The 17,703-nt window shown below is 43.7% G+C and carries 11 protein-coding genes; 8 read left to right on the forward strand and 3 right to left on the reverse strand.

What is annotated here, in order from left to right; translation table 11 throughout:
- Positions 1-12: 12 nt before the first annotated feature.
- The 3 genes from KFF03_RS13585 to KFF03_RS13595 are packed head-to-tail and all read right to left on the reverse strand — an operon-like array spanning position 13 to position 10,805.
- The gene (locus KFF03_RS13585; RefSeq protein ID WP_255857468.1) at positions 13-3,093 is read right to left on the reverse strand and encodes a transglutaminase family protein; all 3,081 of its coding nucleotides are present in this window, start codon (positions 3,091-3,093) and stop codon (positions 13-15) included.
- Positions 3,094-3,111: 18 nt separating this feature from the next.
- Complete coding sequence (locus tag KFF03_RS13590) at positions 3,112-7,815, reverse strand: IgGFc-binding protein (RefSeq protein WP_255857469.1); 4,704 nt, start codon at positions 7,813-7,815, stop codon at positions 3,112-3,114.
- Positions 7,812-10,805 (reverse strand): carboxypeptidase regulatory-like domain-containing protein, encoded by a 2,994-nt coding sequence (locus tag KFF03_RS13595; RefSeq protein WP_255857470.1) that lies wholly within the window; start codon positions 10,803-10,805, stop codon positions 7,812-7,814. The genes KFF03_RS13590 and KFF03_RS13595 overlap by 4 nt, the downstream gene beginning before the upstream one ends.
- A 675-nt stretch (positions 10,806-11,480) precedes the next feature.
- On the opposite strand from KFF03_RS13595, the gene KFF03_RS13600 reads away from it, so the two are divergent.
- From KFF03_RS13600 to thiL, 8 genes are all read left to right on the forward strand, one after another.
- On the forward strand, positions 11,481-11,861 hold the full coding sequence (locus tag KFF03_RS13600) for a hypothetical protein (RefSeq protein ID WP_255857471.1): 381 nt from the start codon (positions 11,481-11,483) through the stop codon (positions 11,859-11,861).
- Positions 11,862-11,990: 129 nt separating this feature from the next.
- On the forward strand, positions 11,991-12,485 hold the full coding sequence (gene nrdR, locus KFF03_RS13605; protein WP_255857472.1) for a transcriptional regulator NrdR: 495 nt from the start codon (positions 11,991-11,993) through the stop codon (positions 12,483-12,485).
- Positions 12,485-13,627: a bifunctional diaminohydroxyphosphoribosylaminopyrimidine deaminase/5-amino-6-(5-phosphoribosylamino)uracil reductase RibD gene (gene ribD, locus KFF03_RS13610; RefSeq protein WP_255857473.1), complete on the forward strand. Its 1,143-nt coding sequence runs from the start codon at positions 12,485-12,487 to the stop codon at positions 13,625-13,627. Before nrdR ends, ribD begins: the two co-directional genes overlap by 1 nt.
- Positions 13,628-14,293 carry a riboflavin synthase gene (locus KFF03_RS13615; RefSeq protein ID WP_255857474.1) on the forward strand — a complete coding sequence of 222 codons (666 nt, stop codon included), beginning with the start codon at positions 13,628-13,630 and terminating at the stop codon, positions 14,291-14,293.
- 9 nt (positions 14,294-14,302) lie between these two features.
- Entirely contained in the window at positions 14,303-15,418 is a 1,116-nt protein-coding gene (ribBA, locus tag KFF03_RS13620; RefSeq protein WP_255857475.1) for a bifunctional 3,4-dihydroxy-2-butanone-4-phosphate synthase/GTP cyclohydrolase II, read from the forward strand.
- A gap of 312 nt (positions 15,419-15,730) precedes the next feature.
- Entirely contained in the window at positions 15,731-16,204 is a 474-nt protein-coding gene (ribE, locus tag KFF03_RS13625; protein ID WP_068656938.1) for a 6,7-dimethyl-8-ribityllumazine synthase, read from the forward strand.
- Between the two features lie 5 nt (positions 16,205-16,209).
- The gene (gene nusB / locus KFF03_RS13630) at positions 16,210-16,701 is read left to right on the forward strand and encodes a transcription antitermination factor NusB (protein WP_255857476.1); all 492 of its coding nucleotides are present in this window, start codon (positions 16,210-16,212) and stop codon (positions 16,699-16,701) included.
- 24 nt (positions 16,702-16,725) lie between these two features.
- Positions 16,726-17,691, forward strand: a complete 966-nt coding sequence (gene thiL, locus KFF03_RS13635; RefSeq protein WP_255857477.1) for a thiamine-phosphate kinase — start codon at positions 16,726-16,728, stop codon at positions 17,689-17,691.
- Positions 17,692-17,703 lie beyond the last annotated feature (12 nt).

Below are 17,703 nucleotides of genomic sequence, written 5' to 3' on the forward strand. Positions count from 1 at the left end.
CAGCATTTCATACTAGCAACCTTTTGCAATAACTAAGTCAGCGAGATAATCTTCAACATATGCTAATCCGATGGATAATGGGAATGCCAATGGACCAGCCACAAAGAATAATGCTATCGCAATTGCCACCGACATTAAAGTAAATACGAGTGTCAGCATCAATGCCAAGCTCAAATCCTTACATTCTGTCAAAAATTTATAAGCGTTAGTAAACACAGTTACTATCTGCCCTAATGACTTTGTAATTGCTTTAGTTACCAAGTTTTTCTTTTTCAACCCTTTAAAGAACCCTAGCCAAAACTGTCCTTTTAGAATTAAATCATCAAGTTTTTTAAGGAATCCACCATTTGCCCCACTACCAATCTTATAAGCCCCAGCACCTGTATTCGGATCTAGAATAATATATCCATACTGCTGGCTGCCATAAAAGCTTAAAGGTTGCTCATGCGTCGTAACGATTTTCCCATTGTTAACAGCATTTCTAATTTCTGTCATTACATCATTAGGAAGATTGATATTCTGTAGGGCAACGCTTAGGTTACCCTGTTTAATTGTCCATATCTTTTGCCCTTCAGCACTGGCTAGTGCAATGGCTTTAATCGCGCTAATACCCTCTGCTGGTTCATCTTCTTTCGAATAGAGCAACTCAGGTACTTGATGCTCCATCGCGCTATAGCGGTTGCCTACCATTTTATCAAAGGCTAATCGCTTAGTAGTATTATTTTCCTTATCGACCTTGCTATTTGAAACTCGATCAACATCCATCACTAAACCAGACGCGGATACATTTCTAGGCATTCCAAACCAGTAGCTAGTCGATAAAGCTGTACTAAACTTACCATAGCTTGGCATACGGTAACTGATCATGCCCGACTGCTGAGCGGCAATATCATCTTGAAGATTGTTAAGTGCAAAATAACTAAAAATAGTCGCCTGTAGTAAATCCCCCACTAATTCTTGTTTGGTTAAAGAATCAATTTGGTCGAGATCATCACTATCTAGCTTTGCTTTAGTCTCTTCTAAACCTGATTGTATCTTAGCTGCGTACGCAGCATCGGTCCCTTGAAGATCCAAGCCTATCGCTTGATATTCCCCTGCAGTAATCTTATTGCTAGATAATTCCCAACCGTATACTGGGCTCCAATAGCCTAAGGATTCATGCAATTCAGATCCCATAGAACCAGCAATACCTGATGACTTAAGATCATTATTAATATGAAATTCGGCTTTCATATTAATCGTATATCCAGGCAAAGTATCAGATAGAGAATCAGGATCAATCTCTCCTGTTACTGGATCAGGTTCTGGTAAATAACTAGCAATAATCTGCTCATCATTCTCCGTTGCAGGAGCAAAAGAGAGTCCTAGCTTCTTACCAGCAAGCTTTACTGTTGGCTCAACCACACTAATAAAAGGAGATGATAAATACCCATTTTCTGAAGTACTTAATGTGTATTTGAACTTATAACGGAGATTATTAGGCACTTCACTAAATGTATTGCTGGTAACAATATGTTTATAAGGCAAACCAGAAGATAGAGGTTTTGGTTCAACAACTTTGACGTCTTTCAAACCTAACACTTCACCCACCGTTGCATCAGGATTCTGAGTTTTAATATAATCCGTCAACTCCTGTTGATAGCTGTTTATAGCTTGCTCTAAATTTTCTTGTGGAACCCCCTGAACCCAGCCATCATTATTCACCATACTGTTAGCTTGCATCTCACTGATCAAAGCATCAGCATCAAATGGCACAGTTTGGCCTAGATCTTCGCCTTCCGTAAATTCATATTGTTTGAAACTCGTATCTAGTGGAATCCAATTGTCACGAGATCCATTTTTTAGACCACGAGAAGGTTCAAAATCAACATAAGCTTCCGCCCATACGTGCTCTAGGCGAAAAGATTTAATTTTACCACCCGACACAATCGCTACATTTGGAATACCGCCCTGTCCTAGCAAAGCACCTGCTGCATTGGCATTTTTAGCCCCACCAACCCAGTTCATAATTTTTTCAGCTGGAATTTCTACAGTACCGTAAACATAGCGAGCTGGAATATTCGATGCACGAAGTAATGCAATCGTTAACGAAGCCGTATCCATCGCATTGCCTCGTTTAGTATCCAACGTCATTTGAGCACCTTGAAGCGAACCGTGACTAGGTACGAATAGGATTTTGTTATGAACCCATGTGTAAATTTCAACAACGTTATTATTTAACTGGTCTGCAAGCGCTTGGATTTCTGGTGTAATTTGCGCATCCATTGTTGGTGCAAGTTCAGATGCACCTGGCTTTTCAAAATCCTTAAGGCTAGATAATACTGCGCCCATAGGAATCACAGCGCTAGCTAATTGCATCGACGCAGGATAAGCATCAACACCAATGTTAGCACTTAGCTCTGAAAGTGTTTCAGCAGGCTTACGTGCTTTATTTTCAGGCGTGCCCCATGGAAGCTTATTAGGATCTTCAGCCGTATGAGTCTTTTTAAATTGGCTCTCGTTTAATAACTGAATTAAGTCATTTAACGCTTGTTGCTGATCGTCACCATCTTCTTGAGTTAACAGAACATTCAATTTTTCAATCAGCTGATCAAATTTACCTGTCACTTCTGCTTTCGCTGCCTGGTAACGCTCACGCGCTAGTTCAGGTACTTTTGGATTATTAAGAATTTCAGCTTCTTGTTCGAAACCTAGCATTGCTTCGGCATAGGCAAATTCAATGCTAGATTTTAGAGCAGAAATTTCTTCCAACTCACTTTTATTAATCACAGCATCCGATGAAAAGAATGAAATAACTTTATCAAGAAGGCCTTCTTTTGAACTTTTCTGAACTCGATCAACAACTTTTCCTGAAAGTTCCAAAGTGACAGATTCTTTCAGCTTCTGCAAACGATACGCTAGCTTTTGATCAGGTGTTGTTTCAAATATCTCATCAATTTTGTTTTGATAGCGTTCTTCATCTGTTAACTGTTCTTCAAGTGCTAATACTGTCGGAGAGAAGAAGAATACGAAGTTAAACACCACTAACAATAAAGCCGCTGTCGATCGCATTAGCCAAACAGCATTTCTAATATAATCAATAGGAGAAATCATTATAAAATCCTTTTTACTCTATTTAGCCAATTTTTCAGATACGTACTGAATGTGCTTCTGTAGCTCTTGTCTAATTTCTTGGACATCACTTTCATTACCAATGATCAATAGGTCAGCAGCCAGCAACAAAAGTGTTTGCGCTTCATACCAATGTTCGCGCGCCACTGCTTTCTTAGCCAATTTAAATTTGAGCCAAGCACTACGGTAGTTGATGCGATACCAGTAAGACCAAGCTAAGCTATCTAGATTGCTTTGAGTTTCTGCCATCGTTGGTAAATCAGTCGTAATCAATGAGAAGGTTACTGGCGTCTGAACAGTTTCGTGATCGCCATCAACTGATTTTGTTAACAACGTAATATTGCTCGTATCGTATGTATTATTTAGCTGTAAATAGATACGAGAGTTAACTTCCTGAAATCTCTGCAAGTTAAACTCTGTCATCCATACATCGTTGCTATGACTAAAGATATCACTTTCAAGCAGTGATACGTCATGAGGAATTTGCAGTTCACTTACAACATCAACAGCTCCTCTCACATTGGCCCAATTGATATTTAAAGGCAGTGCCGCACGATAAATTTTCGACACATCACTTGACTGAACATAAAAAAGTGATTTTTTAATTAAGTCTTCAAATTCAATATCAGTATCATAACTCGCAGCTTGATATAGTAGGTCAAAGCTGAAGAATAAACTCTTACCTAAACCATAGTTATGAGCAGTAATCGCTTTACTCTTCAGCTCATTTAAGCTGCGAATTGCATGACTATTATCTAACCACTTCCAGTGTTCAGTGTGCTCATCGCCCGCTAATGTAAATTCAGCTAAAGTTGCAGCACCTTTCAACAATACTCCCTGCGCCTTATCAAATACTAAAGGTGCTTGCCATGCGTTGCTTAATTCAGATTCGTTAACATTTAGGCTAACTGCCCACGGATGACGCCCTAGTACGCTAAGGCCTAGTGCATGCTCTAGCCATAGATTACGTTTGTCGTACGAACCCGCTACGATTAAGCCTTTACCAGCAAATACTGCTTCACGGATTTCTTTTTGAACGTGCCAGTGTAGATGTGGGCGCTCAGATAAAATCATATAAGTAGCATAACCACCTAGGCGATGTTCTTTGGCAAAGTCTTCAGCCGTATGAACTAGCGTGTACTGCCAATTATTTTGCTGAAGGTAGCTTTCTAAGAACTCATTTTGTTCTGTCACTGTTGGACCTGTGATAGGACCAAATGGATCAACGTCTCTTAAGTCATCGTCGCTGTGCCATGGGTGCCATGCAAGTAGCTTGGCATCTTCATACAGTTCGTGAAGAGTTAAAGGACGATCACAGGTACAGTCAACATTCCAAGATTTTTCAATTTTACTGAACCAACCCTTCTTGATTTTGATTACAACTTTGTATTGCTGATCCAAACCAACTGTTGATTCAAGGGTTACTTCAAATTTACCTGCTGAGTTTGCTTTCACAATCAGATCAGCGTCTGAGTTAGAAGAGTTCTTGTTAATATAAACGTCTAACTGAGATAGGATTTCATGATCCACTAAGTTGCCATCTAAATCATAAAGTAGAACTTCGATCTTCTTATTTACGTTTAATTCTACTTCTGTATCGAGTTCAACTTTAATATCTTCTAGCGCTGAACATTGACGGGATTCATCTGTTAATACCAGAATTCTACCCATGTCAGCTGACTCAAAAGCCGCTGTGATTTTTGGCGATTGAATCTCAAATGCTTTGCTATCTAGCACTTTCCAAACATCGTTAACTTTCGCTTCTAATACACATGCATATGCACCGTATACTTTGCCTGGGGCTTGTACTATTGAATTCCAAGTAGTTGTTTCGCCTTCAGGGATGCTCTTTTGAACTTCTTCGCGCGAGATTAACTGCTCGTTTTCAATATTCACAACGCTTGTAGCGAATAGAACATCATCAATGTCATTGCGGCCACGGTTTTGTACCGAGAACTGACATTCAACACTGTCATCATGGAAGATGCGATCAGCACTTGTCTGTACATTACCCGCCAATTGCTGGAATAGATTTTCTTGTACTTGGAAGCTGTTAGTTGCCGTCACTAACATGCCAGTAGCATTTTTAGCCGTCCAAATTAGCTGATAGTCCCCTTCTAATGCATTCTGCAAAGGAAGAGCAAAGCTGTACTGATAAACTGCTGATGGTGCAATCGAAGAAATATCACGAGACTGCTGCAAAATAATTTGGCCGTTAGGCGCTTTTACTTTTAATTCAGCTGTCACTAGTGGAACGCTTGAGTTGCTCGCCATATTTTGTAGACGCGTTTCAATTGATACGTTGTCCCATGGAGAATAAACAGGCTGCGATGAATAAACTGATGCAGCAAGATCCACTAGCTGATCATTTTCAGTAACTACTGTAAACGGTACTTTTGATTCCCTTAGAACAGTTCCGTTATTAGCCACTAGCTGACTTTTCACACGATATTCGCCTGTTGCAATACCTGCCACATTAAATGTCATGTCATTCACTAGTAGTGTGTTGTTTTTCTCAATCGTCACTGATCTTGTTTCAATGCTTTCCACTAAGTTGCCGTTAGCATCTTCAATTGAAACTACTAGATCTGTTTGATCATTAAATTCACTCTTGTTTTGAATAGCATTGCTGATTAAAACCGCATCTGTTGGTCTGTATCGTACTTTATCAATCGATGAATTCAGGAATAGTACAGAAGGTGCTACTTTAACTGCTTTGGTACCCAGTTGAATCACAACAGGATTTCCATTCACATCGGTATACGCCATCTTAAGTTCATGAAGAACTAAACGTGTTTCAGCAGCAACAGGATTACGCATTAATAGATCGTAAGTCAGTGTTTTTACTTGATCTGATAAGAATTGGTCGTAGTGCCATTCAACTTCTGTTTTATCACCTTTGTCTTCAATGCGAGTAGGAGTTTCAGAGAATGAACCATCGATTAATTCAATTTGGTTATTGCTGAATGTACTTGTAACCGTCACACCTGTTAACGTCGGCGTGTTAATGAAATTAACTGGTACACGATTTTTATTACCTGCACCGTCGCTGATAATGACATGGCCAAGCGCTGGTAGTGATGGATCAACTTTCGATACTACGAAGTTAACGTTTAAAGCACCCGGTACAAAGCTGTCGACATCAAGACTGATATTTTCTGCATCAGCATCAAGTTCAATTCTGAAAATACCTGTATCGCGATCAAGCACACCATTGTTATTTAGATCTTCGCCATCATCCAATAAACCATTGTTGTTTAGATCTTCTGTACGCTTGCCAATTTGGCCATCGCCATTTAGATCTTCACCTACATCGAATACATTGTTCGCATTTAAATCTTCGCTATCTGATGCGTAACCAATAATAAAGTCGCCCATTAGTTCTAGACGGCTATTTGGAATATAAGCATCACCACGTGGGTTAATAAAATCAAATGACATACCACCTGGATAGCCATAAGAATCATAACTACCAAAGCCATAAACATAGATACCGAATGTTTCATCCGACATCATGTTATGCACGCCTGACTGTAGTGTTAGCTGAGCACCAAAGTATTCACTTTGACCAATTCGAGAAAATTGAGTGCTATCTATTAATTGACCATCAAGGATTAAACTACTCAAAGCCGATTCGGTAGTAACAACGTTAACGAAACTATTTTGGAAGCCAACGCTTTCCGTCAACGTCACAAAGTTATAGTCATTAAGGAACTGCTCTGAAGGAGGTACTACCATCATAAATGGATCAGAAATAACACCGTCATAACTTTGTCCTAATGAATATTGAACTACCATTACTGGTGCACTAGCATCGATAATTGATCGAGTTTGAATAATTTCTTCGTAGAAAGCGCCCTTTTTCAGCGTATCTTTCAACTCGCCATCAATAATGATTTGAGTGTTATCTTCCGAAGCAATCACACGAATCATGTCACCTTTTTTTCTACTGGCTAGTGGAATCGTGATGAAAGACTTACCATAAGTCGCCACTGGAGGAAGCATTTCTACAATGTGATCACATGCGCTATAACCTGATGGGATATTAGTACACTGTACCGATCCCATTACTGCAACAGGTGCGCTGGCTGTCACTAAACTACCTGTCATATCACCAGACGACGCATTGGTATCTAACTTATAAGTTTCACCTGAATTCAATGTGATCGTATGCGTTCCATCTGCAGGCACGACTGCTGTAGATACCTTAGGAGAAAACGTCACAGTGGTATTGTCATATACAGCCGTCACTGTCATTGAAGATCGATATGAACCAAGCGATTTGTAAGAAGCATTATGATATTCAAGACCTAATGCATCGGTCGGAAGTGCTAAGAAAGCATCAGTGGTATATCGCTGCTCATTCAAACCATACACCGTAATTTCTTGATCCGACACGATATGCACAGACTTGTTTTCGATTGTGTTACTAGAACTAATCTGAGCAGATGCTGGTAATGCAATCTCTTTTACTTCATTAGGTACTAGATTAAATTCTTCAAAGAAATTTAAGCTAGCAATCGATACTGTTCCCTGAACATTGTATTCAGAAGCAATAAAGACTTTTAAGTTGCCGCCAGTGTAGTTTTGAGGAAAAGAAAACATAAATTCTTTTCCTCGGCTGTCCACGGCTGCATGAGCACCAGAACTAAAAATTAAAACGACTGCAAAAACATTAAGGATTATTCTGATCAATAAGCTCATGGTTGCTCAACTCCTTGCAACTTAACTTCAACTTTTAGTTGTTTATCTGTCCCTGGCAATACTTCGGCTGGAGATAATTCGTGGCTAACGTCAATTCTTGTCGATGGTGCAACAACAATCCAATCAGATACAACATCAAGAGGATTTCCTGCAACTGACCCACGTAACAAGAATCGACCGCTCATATTAAATTCAACATTTACTACAGGTAGTTGAATCGCTTTGCTGATATCTCCCGGAACTACATCAATATCCTGTGAACCAGAAGAAATTACTTGATCATCAGGATCAACAAGTTCGTAATTTAAAGCGTAAGTCGATGCAACATTACCGAAGTATTTCGCAACAACATTAATGTTTAATTCTTCTTGTGCTCCTACTTTGGAAACTTTTGGAGAAACAAGCACAGAAACATTGTTTAAATCGGCAGTTTCAATAATCTCTATGAAGTTAGATTTACGAGTCAAAATCTGATCCGTCAATGGATCGTATAGAGATAAAACTATCTCATAGCGACCCGGCTGGCTGATTCCAGTGAACCACTCGCCTTCAACTTCTATTGGACTATTCGGCACTACTGTAATTGGTAATGGCTTACCTGCTAGGTCTTTCTCATCACCCATTAGGATTTGCTGAATACTATCTCCAGCTGAGTTTTTAATATCTGCTTGGACTTTCACACGCCTAGCAGCTACATCTGTGTTAACTAACGTGCCTTTGATTGTTAGCTGTGAATAAGCTGGGTACTGAGCCTGATCCAAATTAAACTCACTGATTGAGACGAAACCAGCAACATAAGGCTGTAATTCAAAATCAACATTCACTTTATCAAACTTCTGTAACGTTAATTCTTGGATTAAGCTTTGATAGCCTGTTGCCGTCACAAACGCTTGCATGCGATAGAATTCAATATTTTCTACCGTATATTCACCATTTGAATCCGCCGTTACATTAACTAGGATTGGGGTTTCATTTGCTGGAACATCTAACTGCGTGAATAGAATCTCTGCAAAGGGAATAGGCGTTGAATCAGCTTTATTTAAAATCTGACCACTGATTTTTGTCACCTCCACTACCGGTGTTCTTTCAAGCAGAATATCTGCAAGTGAAATTTCACCATGTTCGGCAATTTTTAGGCTTTGGCTTTTAGTTACAAAACCCTCTGCCGACACAGTTAAACCGATTGATAAGAAATCAACATCAACTACTTCAAACTCACCATACTGATTTGCTTTAACTGCAATGCTCTTAGCTGGGTTATCACCATTATCTAGCTGATTAAATACTAGATCAGCGAATGGAATACCCTGAGCATTTTCATCGATAATTTTGCCTTTAATCGTGCTAGCAGCCAGTGCGATATATTCTTTTAATACGATATCACCAACATTAGCTTCACCTGCTTGTGAAGCACTCATGTTAAGTGCTGTTGTTTTGTAGTTAGTCGCTGAAATCTGTAAAGCGATAGCGCCTACTTCTAAACCTGTAAGCATAAATTCACCAGATGCATCCGTTTGACCAACTAAAGCACCGTTAACGGTTAATTGAGCTTCTGCAATGCCCTGACTGTCTTGATTTAAAACTCGTCCTTTCAGCGTCACGTCTGCTGGCAGTTCGTCATCAACTTTGTACAGCGATGCAGAAATCAACAGTGTGCCGCCAGCTTCAATATCTGCTGAACCTGAAACCGCTTGATAACCATCAAATGAAGTATTGAAACTGATGGCACCTGGCATTACTTCAATTTGATAACTACCGTCTACAGCTGTCACAGCAGAATACTGATTTGCACCTGCCACATTGACTGTCACACCTTGCAGTGGCAATCCAGTTTCAGCAGAGGTCATAACGCCTTTTACAATACCTTTGGTAGGCAGTGGCGCTAAATAAATACTGCCAACATCTGCTAACTGGCCCGCTTTTAATGTCAGTTGCTGTGAAGCTGAATAGTAATCCGAAGCCGAATAAATAAATGTATATTCGCCTTGCTCTAGATTATTAAATTTGAATTGACCACTGGCATCCGTAGTCACACTGTCAGAAGTCCCTTCAATTGTGACCGTTGCATTCGCAAGTGCTGTATTGGTATTGATGATATAAATGCGACCTTGAAGCGTCGCTTTCAGTGGATCAGTCACCACTCCAACGTTTTCAATCATTTGCAGTGTTTGCAAGGCTAATGCTGAAGTATACGCATCATCGTTCCACGAACCATTTTCCTGTTGAGAGGAAGTAATGTATTCAACCGCTGCTTGATAACGAGCAGTATCAGTTGTAACAGGAATAATGGCTTGCAGCGCAATCGCCACTTCATTAACTGGATAATCACTAGCATTAGCTAGCTCGGCTAAAATGTAGTCCTGTAATTTTGCCAGCGTCGCTGAAATATCATATTCAAACTGGAAAGACTTCAAAGCGATTAATACTTGGGCTGTTAGCACCAACGAAGATTCATTTTGATGAGTTAAGAAGCTGCCATCAGCTTGTTGGCTTTCGCGAAGATATCCAATGGCATACACAATGTTTGAACGATACGTATCATCTATCAAAGGCAACTTGGATAATGCCTGAGCTGTTGAATAAGGATTACTCTCCCAGCCGTCATATGCAGAAAAACCACCATCAACATTTTGATAAGCAATTAAATCTGCTAGTGCGACAACTGAAGTTTCGCCTAAATTTTCAGCAATATTAATAGATCTTGCACGATACTCTAAATATGGTGTGCTTTCTTGTACCCACCACGCATAGATAGATTGCTTGGCTAACTGATCCCATGAACTACCTGCTTTTAAAGCGGTAACAACCTCATCTGTTGCTTGCCAATCTAGAGCGAGATCACTAGTGAACGATTCGTTAACAAATTGCTGAGTTAATAACCAATCAGTACCTTTAGAAATTCGCTCTTCGTTAGTAAGCGAGTTCGCAAAAGAAAAAGATGCCGAAAGAATAATGAGAAATGAAACTACTGCTCTCAACCAAATAGCCATTGGCCACCCCTGAGTTACATCTGCACTTATAATGCAGTTCATCCTTGAAGATCCATCACTTAATTAAATAATTCATTAGCGATGGTGCTAAATCGTTGCGGATGCTATCTTATCGAAGAAGTGAATACAAATATTTAAAGTATACATAATAGGAAATCCCTAATTAAACCTTCTATTTAACAAAGCACCAGCGGAGTAGAAATAGCATATTGGCAGGACTGGCTTCATCTTGATAGAAATCAGTCAGGTAGCTGTACAGAGTTATTATAACCTCTGCATTGGGATTTAATGTCTTTTTCTACCTCAAGGGTTCCAGGCCTTCTTTATCCATAGCAATTACACCAATCTTGATGATAAGTAATCCAGCCAGTTACCTCGAAAATAGCCGACATACCAGTGCGCAATAAGAACTCTCTAATTTTTCCTGACACATTTGGCATACAACTCATTATAGAGTGTGGGTTTAACTGCGGATTAATGCTAGATACCTTTGACGAGGTTCACGGCTAACCGTTTTGATTGAGCTTCACGGCTGAATCATCTCGCCATGCCTGCTTCACCTCCAGGCATGACAACCTGCTTCGAACAGAATCTGACTCTCTTTCTTGCTGTCACAGCATTGTCACACCGCTGTCATACGATACGTCCACTGGTTCACTACCTCAGGCCGACGTTATGACTAAAGTTACTCGCTCAGGCACCCATCATTCAGCCACCCAGCACTCTGGTACGACTGACTGGACTCCCATCCGTGAATCGTCATTACTCGATTTAGTCTCCCAATCCGTCAAACAGATGGATGACGAAGTCAGGCACCTCTGGAAAGCCGTTAAGCTGCCTCAACCGGAATTATGGCAACAACACCCCTGGGGCGATGAAGGATGCGGCTTCTGGGTCGTGGCGGTATTTGGCCGGACCTGTGTGTATTACAACGACATCAGCGCCGGCTTTTGCCAAAGCACTTTTCGTCACTGGGGCAGCATTGACCGCTATACCAAAGACGACCCACGTCTAGAAGATTTATTAAGCCGCTGCCTGCTGACAGAAATCGCCTGATCGTCGCCCCTGCAATGCGACTCAGCAAACATCGGGCAACTAGCACAAAGACGACAAATCCAGTAAAATCGCGCGACTTTTAGCCAGACCCATGTCGGGTTGGCGCGATTTTAAAGCTCTTTACCAGTTATGCGTTGCCCGTTTTGTTCACATCCGGATACCAAAGTTATCGATTCCCGTCTGATTGCAGATGGTGAACAAACACGCCGTCGCCGTGAGTGTATCGACTGTGGCGAACGTTTCACCACCTTTGAAAGCGCCGAACTGCTGATGCCTCGTATCGTCAAACAAGACGGTACCCGCGAACCTTTCAACGAAGACAAACTGCGCTCTGGTATCCAGCGTTCACTGGAGAAGCGCCCGGTGAGCGTTGAGGCCGTTGAAGCCGCCGTTTCCCGAATCAAACATGAATTACGCACCACCGGTGAACGCGAAATTGATAGCCGTGTGTTAGGCGAGTGTGTGATGAATGAGTTACGTCAGCTGGATCAGGTGGCGTATGTTCGTTTTGCTTCGGTATATCGCAGTTTTCAGGATATTTCTGAGTTTCAGGCTGAAATTGAACGCATGGAACTGAGTCAACCGGTTGCCTGTAACCCGACCGGATGCAAGGGTAAGTCCTGATGCTGGCCGACCGTGACTACATGGCGAAAGCATTACAGCTGGCACGCCTCGGTTTGTATTCCACCAGCCCGAATCCACGGGTCGGCTGTGTGCTGGTCAAAGACGGTGAAATCATTGGTGAAGGCTGGCATCAAAAAGCTGGCGAAGGCCACGCCGAGGTCAATGCGTTACGTGCTGCCGGAAAAAACGCCGAAGGCGCCACCGCCTACGTAACGCTGGAACCTTGCTCTCACTTTGGCCGCACACCACCGTGTGCTAAGGGCTTGATTGATGCGGGTATCGTACGGGTTGTGGGTGCCACAACGGACCCAAACCCGCAGGTCGCCGGGCGTGGTTACAACATGCTGCGCGACGCAGGTATTGAGGTGGTTGAATCCTGCCTGCAAGCAGAAGCTGAAGCAATTAACATCGGTTTTATGCAACGCATGCGCACGGGCTTGCCCTATGTTCGGGCGAAACTGGCACAAAGTCTGGATGGTCGTACTGCCATGGCCAGTGGTGAAAGCCAGTGGATTACCGGCCCGCAGGCACGCCAGGATGTACAACGTTTGCGTGCCCGCTCCTGTGCCATTATCACCGGTGTGGATTCGGTATTAATCGATGACCCGTCGATGACGGTAAGACCTGAGGAAACGGGAATCGAACAAGAGGCACGCTTATGGCGCCAGCCTCTGCGTGTGGTGATTGATGGTCAGAACCGCTTACCGTCAGACGCTAAGCTGCTACAACAAAACGGCGATATTCTGGTTGCCACGCTGGCTGAACCAGAATCTAAACCCGAACGCCCTGCTAATAGTGGTTCGCTGAACTACTGGGTATCACCACAAACAGATAAAGAGCCTGACCGTAGTAAAGTCGACCTGAGCGCACTGATGCGTTATCTCGGTGAGCAAGGCCATAACGAAATTCTGGTCGAAAGTGGCGCCCAGCTGGCTGGGGCTTTTGCCGCACACAACCTGATTAACGAGCTGGTGTTGTATTGCGCCCCGACCCTGTTAGGGAGCAACGCCAAACCACTGCTATCCTTAGATTTCAGTGAAATGAAGCAACAGATTCGCTGGCACTGGCAGGACGTGCGTATGGTTGGCAATGACCTGCGCCTGACGCTTACTCCTTCAACGCCAGCACCTGAAGAGAACTAGATGTTTACCGGAATTATTGAAGCGGTTGGCTCAGTTGCCAGCGTTGAAAACAAACAAGGCGATTTACGCCTGCGCATCCACACCGGATCACTGGATCTGGCAGATGTAAAACTGGGTGACAGCATCGCCACCAACGGCGTGTGTTTAACCGTGGTAGAACTGCCGGGTGATGGTTTTGTTGCCGATGTATCACGCGAGTCTCTGGCACATACCCAAATTGGTAGCTGGGGCAAAGGCACCGCGGTTAATCTGGAAAAAGCCATGATGCCAACCACACGCATGGGCGGCCATATCGTTACCGGTCATGTCGATGGTTTAGGCACGATTAAAAAGCGTAACGCCGATGCCCGTTCCATCCAGTTTGTGATCGAACCACCGGCGAATCTGAAAAAATACATTGCGGCGAAGGGCTCGATCACGGTTGATGGTGTCAGCCTGACGGCCAACGCCCTTAACCCGCAAGGGTTTGAGTTGAACATTGTTCCGCACACTGCGGAAGAAACCACGCTGTACGCTGCCAAAGAAGGCCAGCAAGTTCACCTCGAAGTTGATATTATCGCGCGCTACTTAGAACAGCTGCTGGCTGGTGGTAAAGACAGCGCAGCACAGACCACACAAAGTGGCATCGACCAGGCATTCCTGGCGAAAAACGGTTTCTGGAAATAGGTGAGCAACATGCCCCTGAATAAGATCGAAGACATTATTGAAGATATCCGCAACGGTAAAATGGTTATCCTGATGGATGACGAAGACCGTGAGAACGAAGGTGACATCATTGTTGCAGCGGAGAAAGTAACCCCTGAAATCATCAACTTCATGGCCACCGAAGCCCGTGGCTTGATTTGCTTAACCTTAAGCGGTGAGCGTTGTGATTTCTTAGGTTTACCATCCATGGTGGCGGGCAACGGTGCGAAGTTCTCCACGCCATTCACGGTGTCGATTGAAGCGGCTGAAGGCGTAACCACAGGTATTTCTGCTGCTGATCGCGCCCGCACCATTCAGGTTGCGGTTGATGCCACCAGCAAACCAGAAGACATCGTACAACCGGGTCATATCTTCCCGTTGCGCGCTCGTCCGGGTGGTGTATTAAGCCGTGCAGGTCATACCGAAGCTGGTTGCGATCTGGCGCGCTTAGCGGGTTTAACACCGTCATCAGCAATCGTTGAAATCATGAATGCCGACGGCACCATGGCGCGCCGTCCGGATCTGGAAGTGTTTGCCGAAAAGCACGGTATTAAAATCGGTACCATCGCCGATTTGATTCACTATCGCATCGCCAACGAAAAAACCGTTGAGCTGACCAGCAAAGATTCGGTACACACTGAGTTTGGTGAATTCCAGCTGCATACCTTTAAAGACAGCATCCAGAATGAAACCCACCTGGCACTGACCATGGGTGACATTAATGAAGACGACGCCACCGTTGTGCGGGTACAAACCACCAATACCTTGCGTGACACATTAGGGATTCGTAAAGCCGATTCTGAAAGCTGGTCTTCTACCAAAGCCATGGCAAAAATTGCTGAAGAAGGCAAAGGTGTTCTGGTTCTGTTGTCTGCAGGTCAGCAAGAAAATATTTGTGACAGCATGGACCAGCATTTTGGTCGTGTGCGTCCGCAACGCAGCCCGAACACTGACAGTTCCGGTGCGTTCCTGACCATTGGTACCGGTTCACAGATTCTGCGCGATTTAGGCGTGAAAAAAATGAAACTGCTGAGCAGTGAAACCCGTTACGCGGGCCTGTCAGGGTTTGATTTGGAAATTGAAGAGTATTTGCCGTACTCAGAATAAGAGGCCGAGTAAGTATTCAAATTCGATTCCCAAGCATATTTATTTCGAGCGACACGCGGTAAATACATCCATGTACGCTCGGCTACCGCATCCCTGCGGTAGACGGTCGCCTGAAATAAATATCCTTCGGAATCTTTAACACCAGACAATGCAAAAAAGTTTAGCGTTGTCAGCTGCAGTATTAGGTTATTACCAGCAGACCTTGCGATGACAGGATGTCATCGAAGAGCCTACAGGGACGTATTCACGGCGTGTCTGTCGGTAATGACCTTGTACTGCAGCTTTAGAATTTATTTGAACGAGAGTAAAACCATGAGCTTAGAAATTATCGAAGGTGATTTAACTCCAAACGACGGTAAATACGCCATTGTAGTGGGTCGTTGGAATGCATTTGTTGTAGAGAGCCTGTTAGAAGGCGCAGTCGATTCTTTAACCCGCCACGGTGTGGATATCGAAAATATCACGGTGATTCGTGTTCCGGGTGCCATGGAAATTCCTCTGGCGACTAAAAAAGTAGCCGACAGCGGTAAATACGACGCCATCATCACTCTGGGCGCTGTGATTCGTGGTGGTACGCCACACTTTGAATACGTTTCAGCTGAGTGCACCAAAGGTCTGGGCCAGGTTTCTCTGCAGTCTGGTATTCCGGTTTCATTCGGTGTACTGACCGTCGATTCAATTGAGCAAGCCATTGAGCGTTCAGGCACTAAAGCCGGTAACAAAGGCGAAGAAGCAGCAATGTCCGCCTTTGAGATGGTTAACCTGATCAAAGCTCTGGAGGCGTAAGCCCGATGTCCAGCACTCCCAATCAATCCGCCCGTGGAAACCATCAGGGCGGAAAAAAATCCAGCCCGGCTGCACGTCGTAAAGCACGACGTTTTGCCGTACAAGCCATTTACCAATGGCAACTGGCTGGCGCAAACCTGGCTGCCATTGAAGCTGAGTTTCGTACCGATAACGACATGAGCAAAGTGGATCTGGAATATTTCCACGACATTCTGCATGGAGTGCCGCGCGAGAAAGCCGACCTGGACAAAAAAATTGAGCCTCTGCTGGATCGTCGCTTAGATGAACTCACGCCGGTAGAACTGGCCATTTTACGTCTGGGCGCGTATGAAATGGTGCACCGTATCGATGTGCCTTATAAAGTGGTCATCAACGAATCGGTTGAGCTGGCTAAAACCTTTGGTGCAACCGACGGCCACAAATACGTCAACGGCATTCTGGATAAATTAGCCCAGCGTGATCGTATGGTCGAAATTCGCGGCCATAAAAAATCTTGATTCTGTAACGGGAACAAGATTTCGATGAGCAAAAAAACAACGGACACCTCATCCAACCGTATCGGTGAATTTGAATTAATTCGCCGTTTTTTTTGCTCTGACTTCCCCTCCTCCTCCGATACCGTCATTGCCATTGGTGATGATGCGTCCGTTATAAAACCACCGGCAAATACTGAACTTGTTCAGAGTATTGATACTCAGGTGGCCGATGTGCATTTTCCGGCAACAGCTCCGGCTCATTTAATTGCGCAACGAGCGCTGCGCTGTGCTGTTAGTGATTTAGCTGCTATGGGGGCAAACCCGCAGGGGTTTCATCTGGCGTTAACGCTACCCGAATCTGACGCCGACTGGTTAAAAGACTTTTCTGACAGTTTAAAAAAAGCCGCTCATGAATTAAATATTGCATTAATGGGTGGTGATACCACACGCGGCAAACAACTTGTGATTTCGGTGGCAGTTCAGGGTTGGGTAGCGCTGAATCAGCATGGTAACAGTCAGGCACTGACTCGCAGCGGCGCACAAGCCGGTGATGCGATTTATTGCTCCGGCCCAATTGGCGCTGCAGCACTGGCTTTACCTCAAGTATTACACAATCCGGCGGATATTTCCGGGTTTGCACAGGCTTATTATTTTCCCCAAGTGCATTTATCACTGGGGCAACAACTGCTGAACATTGCCAGCAGCTGCATGGATATTTCTGACGGCTTATTACAAGACGCTGGTCATATTGCTCGCTCATCCGAGCTGGTATTGGAAATTGATCCGGAAAAAATCCAATATGCAGATCCGCAAAAAAAACAACAATGCCTGACCGGTGGCGATGATTATCAGCTGTTATTTACCAGTCAAAACACAAATGCCATCGCTGAGCTGCAACAGCAATTCCCCACAATACATCAGATCGGCGTCTGTAAAAAAGGCCCGGCGAATGTGATCCTAACCGGGCCTTTTTCAGACATAACAGCAACATCCGGATTCAGTCATTTCTGATTTCCGGGTGTT

The sequence above is a fragment of the Bacterioplanoides sp. SCSIO 12839 genome (assembly GCF_024397975.1).
In the GTDB taxonomy this organism is placed as follows: domain Bacteria; phylum Pseudomonadota; class Gammaproteobacteria; order Pseudomonadales; family Oceanobacteraceae; genus Bacterioplanoides.

Bases quoted from the DNA above. Each gene is read 5' to 3' on its own strand.
- KFF03_RS13600 (WP_255857471.1), top strand. From the start codon at position 11,481: ATGACTAAAGTTACTCGCTCAGGCACCCATCATTCAGCCACCCAGCAC.
- ribBA (WP_255857475.1), top strand. From the start codon at position 14,303: ATGCCCCTGAATAAGATCGAAGACATTATTGAAGATATCCGCAACGGT.
- nusB (WP_255857476.1), top strand. From the start codon at position 16,210: ATGTCCAGCACTCCCAATCAATCCGCCCGTGGAAACCATCAGGGCGGA.
- KFF03_RS13595 (WP_255857470.1), bottom strand. From the start codon at position 10,805: ATGGCTATTTGGTTGAGAGCAGTAGTTTCATTTCTCATTATTCTTTCG.
- thiL (WP_255857477.1), top strand. From the start codon at position 16,726: ATGAGCAAAAAAACAACGGACACCTCATCCAACCGTATCGGTGAATTT.
- nrdR (WP_255857472.1), top strand. From the start codon at position 11,991: ATGCGTTGCCCGTTTTGTTCACATCCGGATACCAAAGTTATCGATTCC.
- ribE (WP_068656938.1), top strand. From the start codon at position 15,731: ATGAGCTTAGAAATTATCGAAGGTGATTTAACTCCAAACGACGGTAAA.
- KFF03_RS13585 (WP_255857468.1), bottom strand. From the start codon at position 3,093: ATGATTTCTCCTATTGATTATATTAGAAATGCTGTTTGGCTAATGCGA.
- KFF03_RS13615 (WP_255857474.1), top strand. From the start codon at position 13,628: ATGTTTACCGGAATTATTGAAGCGGTTGGCTCAGTTGCCAGCGTTGAA.
- ribD (WP_255857473.1), top strand. From the start codon at position 12,485: ATGCTGGCCGACCGTGACTACATGGCGAAAGCATTACAGCTGGCACGC.
- KFF03_RS13590 (WP_255857469.1), bottom strand. From the start codon at position 7,815: ATGAGCTTATTGATCAGAATAATCCTTAATGTTTTTGCAGTCGTTTTA.